Source organism: Actinosynnema sp. ALI-1.44 (assembly GCF_001984155.1).
Lineage (GTDB): Bacteria > Actinomycetota > Actinomycetes > Mycobacteriales > Pseudonocardiaceae > Kibdelosporangium.
The window spans coordinates 309855-324807 of record NZ_MTQO01000046.1 but is presented as its reverse complement, the minus strand read 5'-3'; the positions used below and the strand labels follow the sequence as shown (position 1 = coordinate 324807).

The window sequence follows — 14953 nt, the reverse complement described above, 5'->3', positions numbered from 1 at the left end:
ATGGGGATGTGAACAAGCCGCTGCGCCGGGATGCCCAGTACAACCGGGACAAGCTGATCGTTGCCGCGTCCGCCGTGTTCACCGAACGCGGCCTGGAGGCGCCGCTGGAGGAGATCGCCCGGCTGGCCGGGGTCAGCATCGGCACCCTCTACAACCGGTTCCCCACCCGCGCCGCGCTGTTCGACGCGGTCTTCCCCGAACGCCTGGCCACCACGCTGGTGTTCGGCGACGAGGCGCTCGACTGCGACGACGCGTGGGACGGGTTCGTGCTGTTCGTGACGAGACTGTGCGAACTGCAGGCCGCCGACCGCAGCCTCAACGACCTGATCACCCGGCGGTTCCCCGACGCCACCGCCGTCGCCGAGGCCTGCGGGCACGGGCTGGACAAAGCCACCGAGGTGATCGAACGGGCCCAGCGCGCCGGCAGCCTGCGCCCGGACTTCACCTTCGCCGACCTGGTCACCCTGACCTGGGCCAACGCCCGCATCGTCGCCGCCACCCACGACACCGCGCCCACCGCGTGGCGCAGGCACCTGGCGTTCCTGCTCGACGGCCTGCGCACGCCTGCCGCCCACCCGATCGACGAGCCGCCGCTGACCGCCGAACAACTCGACGCCTCGATGCGCGCCTGAAGCGTGCCCGGCAAACGGCGAGCTAGAGCGCACTCTAGATCAAGCGCGCGCATAGGCTGACCGACATGAGCGAGACCCTCAGCATCGGGCAGGTGGCCGAACGCACCGGGCTGAGCGTGCACACATTGCGCTTCTACGAACGCGAGGAACTGCTCACCGCGCCCGTCACCCGCGACACCGGCCGGCGCCGCGTCTACACCGAGGACGACGTGGAATGGCTGACCATGTGCGCGAACTTCCGGGCCACCGGCATGCCGCTGCCCGTCATCCGCGCGTACGCCGCGCTGGTGCGGCAAGGCCCCGGCAACGAACAGGACCGGCTGAACCTGTTGCGGGAGCACGAAAGGCGCATCGCCGAGCGGATGAGCGACCTGGCCGCCTGTCAGGAGCTGATCAGCTACAAGGTGCGGGTCTACGAAAGCCGTGTCGCGCACGGTACCACCGGCGGGCTCTGACCTGACATGTCGGCGACACGGCTGCTCGTGCTCGGCGTGGTCCGCGGCTTCGGCCGCGCGCACGGCTACCTCGTGCGAGCCCAGCTGGTCACCTGGGGCGCGCAGGACTGGGCCAACATCAGATGGGGCTCGCTGTACCACGCGCTGCGCAAACTCACCGCGGACGACCTGTTGACCGCCGCCGAGGACGGCCGGGGCCGCGTCGACTACGAGATCACCGCACGCGGCGAGGCGGAGTTCTTCCGGCTGCTGCGCTCCGCGTTGAGCGAACCCGCACCCCGGCCGGACATGCTCGCCGCCGGTCTGTCGCTGCTGCCCGCGCTGGGCCGGGCCGAGGCCGTCGAACTGCTGCGCGCCCGGCAGCGGATCCTGCGCGCCACGCAGGACGAGATCCCCGGCCGGATCCCCACGGGCTCACCGCATGTGCGTGAGCTGTACGGGCTGTGGGCGCAGAACACCGCGGGCAACCTGGCGTGGACCCAGCAGGTGATCGACCGCCTCGAAGCGGGCAAGTACGTCATGGCCGACGAGCCCGGCGCGCGGTTCGGGATCGCCGGAGCCTGGTCTCCACCGGCCGAATGACCACGAGATACCCGGCCAGGTGGGTACCTTTTGGCGTGATTCGTCCCGGTTCGCGGCCCACGTCCCCGGTTGCGCCGTTCGGCCGTAGCTGTGGTCTAGACCTCACTCTAACGTGGTCTGAACCATATCGTCGCCGCCTGCAAGCGCGAGGAGAACCATGTCTCTGAAGAGATGGGGCGCCGCCGTCCTGGCCGGTGCCTTATCGATCGGGTTGTCGGTCGCCGCATCCCCGGCCAACGCCCACGACCATGACCACGGCGGCAGCGGTGCCCGCACCGTCGGGTACTACACGCAGTGGAGCATCTACGACCGCAACATCCCGCTCCGCTACCTGGTGGACAACGGCACCGCCGCCAAACTCACCCACCTCAACTACGCCTTCGGCTTCCTCAACGAACAGGGCAGCTGCGTCAGCGCCGACGCGTGGGCCGACTACCAGCGGCCGTTCCCCGCCGAGCAGGCCATCAACGGCAAGGCCGACGAGGCGGGCCAGGCACTGGCGGGCAACCTCAACCAGATCAAGCAGCTCAAGCGGAAGTTCCCCAAGCTGCGGGTGTACATCTCGCTCGGCGGCTGGACCGGGTCGAAGTACTTCTCCAACGCCGCGCTCACCCCGGAATCCCGCGCCGCGCACGTGCGTTCCTGCGTCGACCTGTGGCTCAAGGGCAACCTGCCCGGCGCGCCCGCGGGCGCCGCGAAAGGCGTGTTCGACGGAATCGACCTGGACTGGGAGTGGCCGTCCACCGAGGGCAACCCCGGCAACGTCGTGCGTCCCGAGGACAAGCAGAACTTCACCAAGCTGCTGCGCGAGTACCGCGTGCAGCTGTTCAAACAGGGCTTCCAGGACCGCAGGACCTACGACCTCACCGCGTTCCTGCCCGCCAACCGCGAGGCGATGGACCGCGGCTACGAGCTCGCCAGCGTCTACAAGCTGCTGACGTTCGCCACAGTGCAGGGCTACGACTACCACGGCACGTGGGAGAAGATCACCAACCAGCAGTCCGCGATCCGCACGCCCGAAGGCGACCCGACCACGCCCAAGGACAGCAGTGAGATCGTCGTCGACGCGCACCTGCAACGCGGCGCGCCCCGCGACAAGATCACGCTCGGCCTGCCGTACTACGGCCGTGGCTGGACCGGCGTGACCAACCAGAACAACGGCTTGTTCCAGCAGTCCACCGGGCCCGCGCCGGCGACCTACGAAGCGGGCAACGAGGACTACCGCAAGCTCAAGACCCTGCTGGGCACCGGCACCTACAAGCTGTACCGCGACGAGAAGGCCGGGTTCGCGTGGCTGTTCGACGGCACCACGTTCTGGACCTACGACGACCCGACCGAGCTCAAGCGCAAGGCGAAGTTCATCCGTGACCGCAGGCTCGGCGGCGCGATGATCTGGTCACTGGACGGCGACACGCCACAAGGCGAGCTGATCAATGCCGTGCACAGGGGACTGCACAGGCGCTGAGATCCGTGGGGCGGGCGGCGTCCACCCGCCCGCCCCGCGAACCGGCGTCACTCACCCAGGTAGAACTTGCTGACCGCCTCCTGCGAGGCCCGTGCCGCCTGCTCCGGCGTGCCCGCGGCGATGTTGGCCTCGGCCCATTTCTCGCTGCTGACCAGCGTGAACTGCCTGCCCTCGGCGGAGACCTGCCACGCCTGTGCCTCGTCGGTGCTCATCGACTCGCCCGACAGGTGCAGTGCCAGCCCGGCGAGCATCCCGTCCCAGCCGATCCCGACCGCGCCCGGCCCGAACTGCGCCCACATCTCGTCCTGCACGTGCGCGACGTGTTCGAGCGCGAAGCGCGACCGGCCGTCCGGGTCTGTCGACAGGCGAACCTCGACCCAGGACACCTCGCCGCCCATCTCCCAGGTCACCGCGAAACTCGTCGGCGGGTCGCAGCGCTCGATCACACCACCGGCGTTGCCGTCGAACTGGTAGCGGCCGCCCGGCTTCAGCTCCCCGGTGATCGGCAGGAACCAGCGGGGCAGACGGTCGATGTTCGTGCACGCGTCCCACAGGTCGTCGAGATCGGTGTCGTAGGACTGGCTCAGGGTGAGCACACGCGCCTCGCCTGCGGCCAGGGTCCGGGTGCCGATCGTCCGGCTGACGGCGTTGATCTGGTGGTTTACGTCGATCATGGCCGGAAAGCTACAGCCGTCACTTATATAAATCAACAGCGAATGTCGTGGTCGTGATCTTGCCCGTGCGCGCCGGTGTCACGGCCTGATTTAGGCTGACGTGCCATGTCGGCGACACGGCTGCTGGTGCTCGGGATCGTGCGGGGATACGGGCGCGCCCACGGGTACCTGATCGGCAACGACCTGCTGGCCTGGGGCGCCGACCAATGGGCCAACGTCAAGTGGGGCTCGATCTACCACGCGCTCAAGCAACTGACCAAGAGCGGCTCGCTGATCGAGGACTTCCAGGCCACCCGCACCGAGTACGAGCTGACCGAGCGCGGCGAGATCGAGTTCCAGAAACTGCTGCGCAACGCCTTCCGCCGCCCCGAACACCGCCCTGACATGCTCGGCGCCGGGCTCGCGCTGCTGCCCGCGCTGACCCGGCCGGACGCCATCGGCCTGCTGCGGGAACGGCTCGCCGCGCTGGAGGCCCAGCGCGACGAGGCCGACGTGCAACTGCGCAAATCCACAGGCCCCGAGCACGTCTGGGAGCTCTACACCCTCTGGGGGCACTCCGCCGAGTCCAGCATCGAGTGGACCCAGGGCCTGCTGTCGCGACTGGAAGAGGGCAAGTACGCCATGGCGGGGGAGCCCGACTCGCCCGGCAAACCCGGCAGCTGGCACGACCTCCGGGCCCGGCTCGACCAGCGGTGAGATCGGGCGCGCCCGCGCCGTCCCCGCCCCTGATCCCACAGTCCGCCCTGGTGAAGGGCGGTTGACGCACGTCGGCAACCTGGAGTCCTCAGGGCTCAACTGTGCTGCCACCACGTGGACTCAAATTTGCATGGATCGGACGAAGTCGGGCATACTCCCGGCCCGGCATTCAAGTTTTAATATGGAGTGGGGTACTCGAATGGCCGAACGATTCGCCGTCGTCGCCGAGGGACTGCGCAAGCGGTACGGCGACCACTACGCGCTCAACGGGTTCGACCTGACCGTGAAGGAGGGCACGGTCTGCGGACTGCTCGGCCCGAACGGCGCCGGGAAGACCACCGCGGTACGGATCCTCGCGACCCTGCTGCGGTTCGACGAAGGCCGTGCGCAGGTCGCCGGTCTGGACGTGACCACGCGGTACCGGGAGGTGAAACGGCGGATCGGCCTGGTCGGGCAGCACGCCGCGGTCGACGAGATCCTGTCCGGGCGGCAGAACCTGGAGATGTTCGGCAGGCTGTTCCACCTCACGCCCAAACGGGCCCGCGTGCGCGCGGACGAACTGCTCGAGCACTTCGGGCTCACCGACGCCGCCGGCCGTCCCGCCAAGACCTACTCCGGCGGGATGCGCAGGCGACTGGACATCGCGGCCAGCATGATCCTCTCGCCCCAGGTGCTGTTCCTCGACGAACCCACCACGGGCCTGGACCCACGCAGCCGCAGCGAGGTGTGGCAGGCCGTGCGCGACATGGTCGCGACCGGCACGTCCGTCCTGCTGACCACCCAGTACCTCGACGAAGCCGACCAGCTGGCCGACCGCATCTCGGTGATCAACCACGGCAGCGTGATCGCCGAAGGCACCCCCGGCCAGCTCAAGTCCCGGCTCGGCGGCGACCGGATCGACGTCGTGCTGCACTCGGTCGCCGACCTGCCGCACGCCGCCGAGCTCGCGGGCAAGGTCGCGGGCACCGACGCCGAGATCGACACGGACGACCGGCGGGTCAGCGTCCAGGTCACCGACCGCGTCACCGCGCTGGTCGACATGGCACAGGCGCTCAAGACCGCCGAGATCGACATCGAGGACATCGCGCTGCGCAGGCCGACCCTCGACGAGGTGTTCCTGGCACTGACCGAGAAGGAGGCAGCATGAGGTGGGCACTGGCCGACACCTGGACGATCACCCGCCGCGACCTGATCCACTGGACGCGTGAACCCGGGTCGGTGCTGTTCGGCCTGTTCTTCACCATCATGATCGCGCTGATCTTCGGCTACCTGCTCGGCGGCGCGATGAACGTCCCCGGCGGCGGGGACTACAAGCAGTTCCTGATGCCCGGCATGTTCGCGATGAACATGCTCTTCGGCATCGGCGCGACGATGACCGCCATCGCGCAGGACCTCACCAAGGGCGTCACCGACCGGTTCCGATCCATGCCGATGTCACCCGCCGCCGTCCTGCTCGGCCGCAGCCTCGCCGACATGATCGACTCGGTGCTGCTGCTGGCCGTGCTCGTCGGCTGCGGGCTGTTCATGGGCTGGCACAGTGACGGCAGCCCCGGTGACACCGCGCTGGCGTTCGCGTTGCTGCTGCTCGTGCGGTTCGCGTTCATCTGGGTCGGTATCTTCTGCGGCCTGATGGCGTCCAACCAGGCCATGGTCACCGCCATCCAGACCATGGAGTTCCCGATCGGGTTCCTGTCCAGCGCGTTCATCCCGACCAGCACCATGCCCAGCTGGCTCGGTGCGATCTCCGAGTGGAACCCGCTGTCGTCCACGGTCACCGCCATCCGCGAGCTGTTCGGCAACCCCGGCGTCACCAGCGACTCCTGGATCACCCAGCACGCGCTGCTGATGGCCGTAGTCTGGCCAGTGGTCCTGCTCGCGATCTTCTTCCCACTGGCCGTGCGCCGCTACCGGAGGTTGAGCCGTTGATCGAGTTCGAACCGGCGGACCCGCCACGGGCGAGCCAGTTCGTCTTCCGTGGCCCGGACGGCACCGTCCGGGCCACGGTCGGCGCCGCTCTGTCCACGAAAGACACACTGGCCACCCTGCTCGCCGACGACCACTGGGGCCCGCGCACCCGCCGCGCCCTGCGCCTGGTCGCCGACGGCACGATCGCGCCCGCGATCTCACCCGGCGGCTACGACATGTGGCGCGCCGACACACCGGCGGGCGACGAGTTCGCCGACGCCGTCGCCGACACCCTCACCCGCACCCCGGCCGCGCCGCATGTCCTTGGCGGGCAGGCATTCGCGGCCTGGGAACCACAACGGATGCCGCGCGGCGCGCTCGACGCCGCAGTCCGCCTGGCGTTGCGGCTGACCGTCGACACCTCCACCGAAGCGCCTGAATTCCGTGCCGCACTGCAATTCCCGGGCGACTGGAACGCCGCGACCATGCTCGCGGTCCGCCGCGCCACGCCGGCGTGGCCGACGCTGGAACGGTTCCTCGACGACACCGAACCCGGCGAGCTCGCCCTGACCGACCACGACGTGGCCGAGTTGCTCGGCGGCGCGCTGCACCGCCTGGCCGACGCGGGCGTCGACGTGCTGTGGCCCAGCGACGTCGCCCGCTCGCTCGCCGCGCACGCCGTGATCGGCGGCAGCGCGCACAGCGCCGCCGAATTCGACCTCACCTGGCAGCTCACCCTCGCCGGGCAGGCACTCTCGGACGCCGAACTGGACGTGCTGGCACAGGCGCACCGGCCGCTCGTGCGGCTGCGGGGCCAATGGCTGCTGGTCGACCCCACGCTCGCGCGCAAGGCCCGGGAACGCGAGCTGAAACCGTTGCCGGCGGTCGAAGCGCTCGGTGCCGCGCTGACCGGCAGCGCCGACATCGACGGCGAACACGTGCCCGCCGTGGCCACCGGCTGGCTGGAGACGTTGCGGCAGCGCATCGCCGACCCCGACTCGGGCACCGAGGAGATCGGCCAGCCCGCCGGGCTGGCCGCGACCCTGCGGGACTACCAGCTGCGCGGCCTGCGGTGGCTGGACCGGATGACCTCGCTCGGCCTCGGCGGCTGCCTCGCCGACGACATGGGGCTGGGCAAGACGATCACCCTGATCGCGTTGCACCTGCGCCGCGCCGCCGAACGTCCCGGTGGACCGACCCTCGTGGTGTGCCCGGCGTCGCTGCTGGGCAACTGGGAACGCGAGATCACCCGGTTCGCCCCCGGCACCCCGGTCCGCCGCTTCCACGGCACCGCACGGTCACTGGACAACCTGGACGGCGGGTTCGTGCTCACCACCTACGGCACCATGCGCGTCGACACCGGCGTCCTCGCCGAACAGGACTGGGATCTGCTCGTGGCCGACGAGGCACAACACGTCAAGAACCCCGCGTCCGGCACGGCCAAGGCGCTGCGCCGGATCCCGTCGGCCGCACGGGTCGCGCTGACCGGCACCCCCGTGGAGAACAACCTCTCCGAACTGTGGGCGATCCTCGACTGGACCACCCCCGGCCTGCTCGGGCCGCTGACGGCGTTCCGCGACCGCTGGGACGGCCAGCCCGCCATGCTGGCACCGCTGGTGCGGCCGTTCCTGTTGCGGCGCCGCAAATCCGACCCCGGCATCGCCCCGGAACTGCCGCCCAAGACCGAAACCGACCGGCCGGTCGCGCTCACCCGGGAACAAGCCGGGCTCTACCAGGCACTCGTCGACGAGGTGATGGCGGAGATCAGGACCAGCAGCGGCATCGCCCGCCGCGGGCTGATCATGAAACTGCTCACCGGGCTGAAACAGATCTGCAACCACCCCGCCCAGTTCACCGGCGAGGCGAAACCCGAACTGCGCGGCCGCTCGGGCAAACTGGAACTGCTCGACGAACTGCTCGGCACGATCCTGGCCGAAGACGGCTCCGTGCTCGTGTTCACCCAGTACGTCACCATGGCCCGGCTGCTGGACCGGCACCTGCGTGACCAGGGCGTCACCACGCAACTGCTGCACGGCGCAACACCCGTCCCGCACCGGGAGGAGATGGTGCGGCGGTTCCAGGACGGCCAGGCGCCGGTGTTCCTGCTGTCGCTCAAAGCCGCGGGCACCGGCCTGAACCTCACCCGTGCCGACCACGTCGTGCACTACGACCGCTGGTGGAACCCGGCCGTGGAGGACCAGGCCACCGACCGCGCCTACCGGATCGGGCAGACCCGGCCGGTCCAGGTCCACCGGCTGATCACCGAAGGCACCCTGGAAGACCGCATCGCGCGGATGCTGCGGGAGAAGAAGAAACTCGCCGACGCCGTGCTCGGCACCGGCGAGGCGGCGCTGACCGAACTGACCGACGCCGAACTGGCCGACCTGATCGAACTGAGGGACACATGGTGAGCGACGCACGCGGCTTCCCCGCCTTCCCCGCGGGCGCGCGCAGGCGCGCCCGGTTCGCCCGATCGTGGTGGGGCAACGCCTGGATCACCGCGATCGAGGACGCCGCACTGGACAACAACCAGATGAAGATCGGCCGCAAGTACGCCTACGCCGGCCAGGTCGGGCCGATCACCGTCAGCCACGGCCGGATCGCGGCCACCGTCTACGGCAGCGACCGCACCCCGCACGTCACGTCCGTCCACATCGCACAACTCACCGACACCGAATGGGCCAGGCTGCTGGACTGGGTCGCCGCGAAAGCCGGATACATCGCGGCGCTGCTGGACAAGGAGATGCCGCACGACCTGACCGCGGCCGAGGTCCCGCTGCTGCCGCAGATGACCGACCTGGAACCCGAATGCGACTGCGAAGGCTGGGAACTGCCCTGCAGGCACGCCGCCGCGCTGTCCTACCAGGTCGCGTGGCTGATCGACGAGGACCCGTTCGTGCTGCTGCTCATCCGCGGCCGCGGCGAGGCCGACCTGCTCGACGAGCTGAACCTGCGCAGCGGGCCGTCCTCGTCCATGCTGCGCTACCTGGTCACCGACGCCGCCGCCCGCGCCCAAGCCCTGCTCGACGGTGCCGTACCGCCGGAACTGACCGAATGGCAGGACACCGTCCGGTGGGCCGCGACCTACCCCGCGCTCACCGGTCAACTCGCCGAGGCCACCGGCCGCGACCTCACCCGCGCGGTGCGGGCGTGGACCTACGGCGGACCCACCGGCCTCGACGTACTGGACAACACCTGGCGGCCCGGCAAAACCGACCTCGCCAAGGCCGCCGCCGCGCTCGAGAGCCCGGACCTGCCGGAGCTGACCCAGACCCGCAACCACTGGACCGCCGACAACACCCAACTGCGGCTGGGCAAGGACGGCCGCTGGTACCCCTACCGGCGCCAGGACGGCGAATGGTGCCCGGCCGGGCCACCCGAGACCGACCCGGCGACCGCGCTCCTGGGGATCTGACGGCATCCAGCACAGCTGGTGCCCGAGCTACGCGGTGGCGACCGGGATCCGCAGTTGACCGTCCATCACAGTCACCGCGTGCCCCGTCAACAGCACCCGGTCGCCGACCAGTTCGGTCCGCACCAGACCCGAACGGCGTGACGCCTGCAACCCCACCAGACTCGTGCGGCCCAGCCGCCGCGCCCAGAACGGCGCCAGCGCGGTGTGCGTGCTGCCCGTCACCGGGTCCTCCGGAATCCCGTGGCCGGGCGCGAACAGCCGCGACACGAAGTCGTACCCGCAGTCCGCACGGGCCGCCCGCGCGGTCACCACCACCCCGGACAGACCGTGCTCCGCCTCGACCCTGCCCAACGCCGACATGTCCGGCCGCAGCGCCCGCACCGTGTCCTCATCGGACAACAGCATCAGGCGGTCACCCAACGCGCCGGTCCGGAACGCGGCCACGATCGGCGCCCCGAGCGCCTCGGCCAGACCAGCGGGCGGCTCCGGGTCGTCGGTGATCTCCGAGCGCGGGAGGTCCAGTGTGATCGCGCCGTCGTCACGGCTGTGCGCCACCAGGACCCCGCTGCGCGTGGCGAACCGGACCGTCGCGGGCGCGTTCCCGTCGGAGCGCAACGCGTGCGCGGTCGCCAACGTCGCGTGCCCGCACAACGGGACCTCGACCTCCGGGGTGAACCACCGCAAGGCGTAGTCCGCCGTGCCGTCATCGAGCGGATGGGCGAACGCCGTCTCCGACAGGTTCATCTCGAACGCGACCTGACGCATCCACGTCTCGTCCGGCCATTCCCGCTCCAGCAAGCACACGGCTGCCGGGTTGCCGCTGAACGGCCGGTCGGTGAACGCGTCGATGATCCGGATTCGCATACCGCCGACGTTAGGAGCCCGGCTCGCGTTGTCCCATGGCCAATCCCAGGAAATTGGCCCGGTGGGCCGCGGCGAGCCCGCGCAACCCCGCCGCGATCCGCGGCACCTCGATCCCGCCGTAGCCCAGCACGATCCCGTGCTGCGGCTCGCCGAGGCAGAACTCGGCCAGTGACTGCACCGCGATCCCGTACGCCCGGGCCCGCGCCACCACTCCGGTCGGATCGAACCGGGTGCGGGCGCACACGTGCAGGCCTGCCGTGGACGGCACCAGCTCCAGCCAGTCGAACCCGGTCCGCAGCGTCGTCGTGATCAGCTCGTGGCGTGCGGCGTACTCGCGTGTCGCCTTGCGGATGTGCCGGGCCAGCAACCCTTCCTCGATGAACCGCGCCAACGCCGCCTGCGTGATGGGATCGCCGTGCATGTCGGTCAACTGCTTGGCCGTCCGCAGGGTCGCGCGCAGCGACGGCGGCGCCACCAGGAACCCCACCCGCAACATCGGCAGCATGATCTTGGAGAACGACCCGACGTAGACCACGCGGCCATTGCGGTCGATGCTCTGCAACGGCTGCAACGGCCGTTCGGAGAACCGGAACTCGCTGTCGTAGTCGTCCTCCACGATCACCGCGTCGCGTTCGTCGGCCCACGCCAGCAACGCCGTGCGCCGCGCCAGCGACATCGCCGTGCCCAACGGGAACTGATGCGACGGCGTCGTGTACACCACCCGCGCCGCCGACGGGATCGCTGTCACGTCAATGCCTTCACCGTCCACCGGCACGCCCACCACCCGCGCGCCCAGCGACTGGAACAACCGCCGAGCGGGGGAGTACCCCGGCTCCTCCACCGCGACCACGTCACCCGGGTCCACCAACACCCGGCCGATCACGTCCAACGCCTGCTGCGCCCCCTGCGTGACCAGCACGTCCTCCGCGCCCGCGACCACCGACCGTGACACACCCACGTACCGCGCGATCGCCGCCCGTAACCCCGCGTGCCCCGCCGGGTCGGCATAACGGGCCGGATGCACGCTCTTGGCCCGCAACTCCCGCGCCACCAACCGCCGCCACGTCTCCAACGGGAACAACCGGCCGTCCGGCACACCGAGCTGGAAATCGAACGGCAGCACCGCGTCGGCCGACGGCTCGGACACCGACCGCCACAACCGCCTCGGCCGCACCCGCGCCTGCCGCTGGGTTACCGCGCGTGCCACGGGCTTGACCGGCTGATCGGTCACGAACGTACCCGCGCCCACCCGGCCCACCAGGAACCCCTCCGCGGTCAACCGCTCGTAGGCGTCCGTCACGGTCGTGCGCGACACCTGCAACCGCTGCGCCATCTCGCGCGTCGGCGCCAATCGCTCACCCGGCCGCAACCGGCCGTCCAGAATCGCCGCCAGCAGCTCACGGTAGATCCGTGCGGACAGATCGCCCCGCCCGGCCAGGCTGACATGAAAGTCCATTGGTCCATTCAGTTGTGCGGAAATTGGCTATAACACCCGACCAATGTACTCCGTAGGTTTCTCCTCATGCGCAGACTCGCAGCAGCTCAGCTGACCAACTCGATCGGCGACGGCGCCTTCTACGTCACCTCGGCGCTGTACTTCACCCGCGTCGTCGGCCTGTCCGCCACCCAGGTCGGCCTCGGGCTGACCATCGGCTGGGCGGTCGGGTTCGTCGCCGGTGTCCCACTCGGCCACCTCGCCGACCGGCGCGGCCCCCGGGCCACCGCGATCCTGCTGGCCATCGCCACCGCCGTCACGATCAGCGCGTTCCTCGTGGTCCGCTCGTTCTGGCCGTTCCTGCTCGCGGTCTGCCTCTACACCAGCGCCCAGTGCGGCCTCACCGGCGCACGCCAGGCACTGCTGGCCGGGCTCGTGCCCGCCGCGGAACGCACCCGCACCCGCGCGATCATCCAGGCCGCGGTCAACGGTGGCATCGCCGTCGGCGCCGGACTCGGCGGCCTCGCGCTGTACTTCGACACCTCGGCCGCCTACATGGTGATCTTCGCGGTCGACGCCATCAGCTTCCTGATCTGCGCTGCCATCCTGCGGCCCCTGCCCGAGGTGCCGCCCGCGCCCGCCGCCGGTGACACGAAACTCGCCGTCCTACGAGACCGGCCCTACGCGGTGCTGGCGCTGCTCAACACCATCATGCTGCTGCACATCCCCCTGATCACCCTGGCCACCCCGCTGTGGATCGTCCAGCACACCGACGCGCCGCGCTGGATGGTCTCCGCGGTCCTGCTGCTCAACACCGTGTCCGTCGTGCTGTTGCAGGTCCGTGTCGCCCGCGGCGTCACCTCGCTGGCCACCGCGGTGCGCTCGATGCGGCACGCAGGCGTGATGCTGATGGTCGCCTGCGTCGTGTTCGCCCTGTCCGCACTGGGCACCTCCGCGTGGCTCGCGGCGGGGATCCTGCTCGCGGCGGCACTCGTGCAGACCTACGGCGAGATGATGCAGGCCGCCGGGGCGTGGGAGATCAGCTTCGCGCTCGCCCCGCCGGACAAGCACGGCCAATACCAGGGCCTGTTCGGCAACGGCCTCGCCGTCGCACGGGTCATCGCGCCGCTGCTGCTCACCACCCTCGTCGTCACGTGGGGCATTCCCGGCTGGATCGTGCTCGGTGCCGTCTTCCTACTCACCAGCCTGCTCATCAAACCCGCGGTGCGCTGGGCCGAACGCACCCGCCCGCACACCATCGCCGCCGAACCCCAGCCGGTCACCCGCACGGCATGACCACGCGCCTGGCTATCTCCGCGTCCAGCGGGCTCATGCCGTCGCTCACCGGTTGCGACAGCCCCCACCACCGGAAGCCCAACGCTTCGTCGTTCACGACAAGCGCAGGCACGACCTCGAGCCGGGTCCGGTAGACAGCAAGCAGTTCCCGACGCGCGGGCTGGGTGAGATCGAACTCGGCAACCGCCACGAAGGCCAGATCGGCCCCCTGGATGCCGGTCTCCTCATGCAGTTCCCGCACCGCGGCCTGGCGCGGGAACTCCCCGTGCTCCCGCATCCCTCCCGGCAGCTCCCACTGCTTGCGCCAACCGTCGAACATCATCAGCACGGCATTCGCGTGCACGACAACGACCAACGACGCGGGGATCGCCGTGTGCCCGGCCAGGTTCGCCAGCTCGTCTTCCGCGACGAACCGAACGTCGACCAAGACGTTGCCAGCGCGATCACGGATCGGAAGTGCGGCCATGCCGCCGATCCAACCGCACCGCCGACTGGAACACGCGACGTCGCGGGCAGGCCAGGACTGATGGGTGAACTCGGTTGATCCCGCCGCTGTCAGGCCGGCAGCAACGCCGCCGCCCGTTTCACCGTCCTGATCACCGGCGCGGTCTCCACATCGCGGACCGCGTCCAACGCCGACACCCGTTCGGTCAGATACCGGTACAGGTCCGCGTTGTCCCGGCAGTTCACCGCCGCCACCAAATTCGACGACCCGGTGGTCACCGCCGCGAACGACACCTCCGGGTGCCGCGCGATCGTCTCCGCGGTCGTCGCCAACCGCGACGGCCGCACCCGCATCCACAACCGCGCCTCCACCCCGAACCCCAGCGCCGCCGCCGGGACATCAAGGAAGTACGTCAGCACCCCCGCCCGCCGCAGATGCTCCATCCGCCGCTTCACCGTCGAATCCGACCAGCCTGTCAGCGACGCCAGCTCCGCGTACCCCATTCGCCCGTCCCGGCCCAACGCCTCCAGCAACGCGTGGTCGGCGAACTCCAAAACCATCGGGCTGTCGTCGGTGACCCCAGGCGCGGGCGTCAGCTGCGCGACCTGGTCGGCGTCCAGCCACGTCAACCCCGACCACCGGTACGGAGACGCGGTGATCCGCAGGATCGAATGCGCCGACACCGACGTCACCCGGCGTGTGCGCGGCAACTTCGACAACAGCAGCTCGTCCCACTCGCCGACCGTGCGCGACTGCGTGCTACAGGCGATCTCCGTCCCACCGGACAACAGGTACACCCACGACGTGTCCGGGCGCGCCGCCAGCGCCGCTGCCACCGCCGTGGCCGCGTCCGGTGTGCACTGCAACCGCAGCGTCCACGCCGTGTACCCCAACCGGGCACCGTTGACCACACCCGCGACCCGCACGACCCCGGCCGACCGCAGCCGCTGATAACGGCGCGCCACCGTGTTCTCCGAAACACCGATGACGGCCGCGATGGTTCTCAGCGGAGCGCGACCGTCGATCTGCAACGCGTGCAGCACGCCGCGATCGACCGGGTCCAGCGTGACGGGATCCATCACAGGAGCG

15 protein-coding genes are annotated in these 14953 nt (G+C 70.0%); 10 read left to right on the top strand and 5 right to left on the bottom strand.

Translation table 11 applies throughout. The features are described 5' to 3' along the window. Positions 1 to 8: 8 nt before the first annotated feature. The 4 genes from ALI144C_RS24380 (at position 9) to ALI144C_RS24365 (ending at position 3134) form a co-directional block, all read left to right on the top strand. The gene (locus ALI144C_RS24380) at positions 9 to 632 is read left to right on the top strand and encodes a TetR/AcrR family transcriptional regulator (protein WP_076989446.1); all 624 of its coding nucleotides are present in this window, start codon (positions 9 to 11) and stop codon (positions 630 to 632) included. Between the two features lie 65 nt (positions 633 to 697). Further along, positions 698 to 1087 carry a MerR family transcriptional regulator gene (locus tag ALI144C_RS24375; protein ID WP_076989445.1) on the top strand — a complete coding sequence of 130 codons (390 nt, stop codon included), beginning with the start codon at positions 698 to 700 and terminating at the stop codon, positions 1085 to 1087. A 6-nt stretch (positions 1088 to 1093) separates the two neighbouring features. After that, positions 1094 to 1669 (top strand): PadR family transcriptional regulator, encoded by a 576-nt coding sequence (locus ALI144C_RS24370; RefSeq protein ID WP_076989444.1) that lies wholly within the window; start codon positions 1094 to 1096, stop codon positions 1667 to 1669. 157 nt (positions 1670 to 1826) lie between these two features. After that, the gene (locus ALI144C_RS24365) at positions 1827 to 3134 is read left to right on the top strand and encodes a glycoside hydrolase family 18 protein (RefSeq protein WP_076989443.1); all 1308 of its coding nucleotides are present in this window, start codon (positions 1827 to 1829) and stop codon (positions 3132 to 3134) included. 47 nt (positions 3135 to 3181) lie between these two features. Here the strand turns inward: ALI144C_RS24365 and ALI144C_RS24360 are convergent, their stop codons facing one another. Next, positions 3182 to 3808 carry an SRPBCC family protein gene (locus ALI144C_RS24360; protein ID WP_076989442.1) on the bottom strand — a complete coding sequence of 209 codons (627 nt, stop codon included), beginning with the start codon at positions 3806 to 3808 and terminating at the stop codon, positions 3182 to 3184. A 105-nt stretch (positions 3809 to 3913) separates the two neighbouring features. On the opposite strand from ALI144C_RS24360, the gene ALI144C_RS24355 reads away from it, so the two are divergent. The 5 genes from ALI144C_RS24355 to ALI144C_RS24335 all read left to right on the top strand — a co-directional run bounded on the left by ALI144C_RS24355 (position 3914) and on the right by ALI144C_RS24335 (position 9824). Further along, complete coding sequence (locus tag ALI144C_RS24355; RefSeq protein WP_076989441.1) at positions 3914 to 4504, top strand: PadR family transcriptional regulator; 591 nt, start codon at positions 3914 to 3916, stop codon at positions 4502 to 4504. 199 nt (positions 4505 to 4703) lie between these two features. Beyond that, complete coding sequence (locus ALI144C_RS24350; protein ID WP_076989440.1) at positions 4704 to 5651, top strand: ATP-binding cassette domain-containing protein; 948 nt, start codon at positions 4704 to 4706, stop codon at positions 5649 to 5651. Then, positions 5648 to 6430, top strand: a complete 783-nt coding sequence (locus ALI144C_RS24345; protein WP_076989439.1) for an ABC transporter permease — start codon at positions 5648 to 5650, stop codon at positions 6428 to 6430. The genes ALI144C_RS24350 and ALI144C_RS24345 overlap by 4 nt, the downstream gene beginning before the upstream one ends. Then, positions 6427 to 8820, top strand: coding sequence for a DEAD/DEAH box helicase (locus tag ALI144C_RS24340; protein ID WP_076989438.1), 2394 nt, complete (start codon positions 6427 to 6429; stop codon positions 8818 to 8820). Before ALI144C_RS24345 ends, ALI144C_RS24340 begins: the two co-directional genes overlap by 4 nt. Beyond that, the gene (locus ALI144C_RS24335; protein ID WP_076989437.1) at positions 8814 to 9824 is read left to right on the top strand and encodes an SWIM zinc finger family protein; all 1011 of its coding nucleotides are present in this window, start codon (positions 8814 to 8816) and stop codon (positions 9822 to 9824) included. The genes ALI144C_RS24340 and ALI144C_RS24335 overlap by 7 nt, the downstream gene beginning before the upstream one ends. A gap of 27 nt (positions 9825 to 9851) precedes the next feature. On the opposite strand, the gene ALI144C_RS24330 is transcribed toward ALI144C_RS24335, so the two are convergent. Together ALI144C_RS24330 and pdxR are read right to left on the bottom strand one after the other, a co-directional pair. After that, on the bottom strand, positions 9852 to 10688 hold the full coding sequence (locus ALI144C_RS24330) for a PhzF family phenazine biosynthesis protein (protein ID WP_076989436.1): 837 nt from the start codon (positions 10686 to 10688) through the stop codon (positions 9852 to 9854). 10 nt (positions 10689 to 10698) lie between these two features. Beyond that, positions 10699 to 12144 carry a MocR-like pyridoxine biosynthesis transcription factor PdxR gene (gene pdxR / locus ALI144C_RS24325; RefSeq protein WP_076989435.1) on the bottom strand — a complete coding sequence of 482 codons (1446 nt, stop codon included), beginning with the start codon at positions 12142 to 12144 and terminating at the stop codon, positions 10699 to 10701. Positions 12145 to 12210: 66 nt separating this feature from the next. Here pdxR and ALI144C_RS24320 point away from each other — a divergent pair, with 66 nt between their 5' ends. Next, complete coding sequence (locus ALI144C_RS24320; RefSeq protein WP_076989434.1) at positions 12211 to 13419, top strand: MFS transporter; 1209 nt, start codon at positions 12211 to 12213, stop codon at positions 13417 to 13419. On the opposite strand, the gene ALI144C_RS24315 is transcribed toward ALI144C_RS24320, so the two are convergent. Next, positions 13403 to 13885, bottom strand: coding sequence for an NUDIX hydrolase (locus ALI144C_RS24315; protein WP_076989433.1), 483 nt, complete (start codon positions 13883 to 13885; stop codon positions 13403 to 13405). The two genes, ALI144C_RS24320 and ALI144C_RS24315, sit on opposite strands and share 17 nt — an antisense overlap. Positions 13886 to 13974: 89 nt before the next feature. Further along, positions 13975 to 14943, bottom strand: a complete 969-nt coding sequence (locus tag ALI144C_RS24310) for an Lrp/AsnC family transcriptional regulator (protein ID WP_076989432.1) — start codon at positions 14941 to 14943, stop codon at positions 13975 to 13977. Positions 14944 to 14953: the final 10 nt, after the last annotated feature.

What these genes read in the sequence shown, in the direction of transcription:
- ALI144C_RS24375 (WP_076989445.1), top strand. Translation starts at nt 698, where the DNA reads ATGAGCGAGACCCTCAGCATCGGGCAGGTGGCCGAACGCACCGGGCTG.
- ALI144C_RS24370 (WP_076989444.1), top strand. Translation starts at nt 1,094, where the DNA reads ATGTCGGCGACACGGCTGCTCGTGCTCGGCGTGGTCCGCGGCTTCGGC.
- ALI144C_RS24365 (WP_076989443.1), top strand. Translation starts at nt 1,827, where the DNA reads ATGTCTCTGAAGAGATGGGGCGCCGCCGTCCTGGCCGGTGCCTTATCG.
- ALI144C_RS24360 (WP_076989442.1), bottom strand. Translation starts at nt 3,808, where the DNA reads ATGATCGACGTAAACCACCAGATCAACGCCGTCAGCCGGACGATCGGC.
- ALI144C_RS24355 (WP_076989441.1), top strand. Translation starts at nt 3,914, where the DNA reads ATGTCGGCGACACGGCTGCTGGTGCTCGGGATCGTGCGGGGATACGGG.
- ALI144C_RS24350 (WP_076989440.1), top strand. Translation starts at nt 4,704, where the DNA reads ATGGCCGAACGATTCGCCGTCGTCGCCGAGGGACTGCGCAAGCGGTAC.
- ALI144C_RS24345 (WP_076989439.1), top strand. Translation starts at nt 5,648, where the DNA reads ATGAGGTGGGCACTGGCCGACACCTGGACGATCACCCGCCGCGACCTG.
- ALI144C_RS24335 (WP_076989437.1), top strand. Translation starts at nt 8,814, where the DNA reads ATGGTGAGCGACGCACGCGGCTTCCCCGCCTTCCCCGCGGGCGCGCGC.
- ALI144C_RS24330 (WP_076989436.1), bottom strand. Translation starts at nt 10,688, where the DNA reads ATGCGAATCCGGATCATCGACGCGTTCACCGACCGGCCGTTCAGCGGC.
- pdxR (WP_076989435.1), bottom strand. Translation starts at nt 12,144, where the DNA reads ATGGACTTTCATGTCAGCCTGGCCGGGCGGGGCGATCTGTCCGCACGG.
- ALI144C_RS24320 (WP_076989434.1), top strand. Translation starts at nt 12,211, where the DNA reads ATGCGCAGACTCGCAGCAGCTCAGCTGACCAACTCGATCGGCGACGGC.
- ALI144C_RS24315 (WP_076989433.1), bottom strand. Translation starts at nt 13,885, where the DNA reads ATGGCCGCACTTCCGATCCGTGATCGCGCTGGCAACGTCTTGGTCGAC.
- ALI144C_RS24310 (WP_076989432.1), bottom strand. Translation starts at nt 14,943, where the DNA reads ATGGATCCCGTCACGCTGGACCCGGTCGATCGCGGCGTGCTGCACGCG.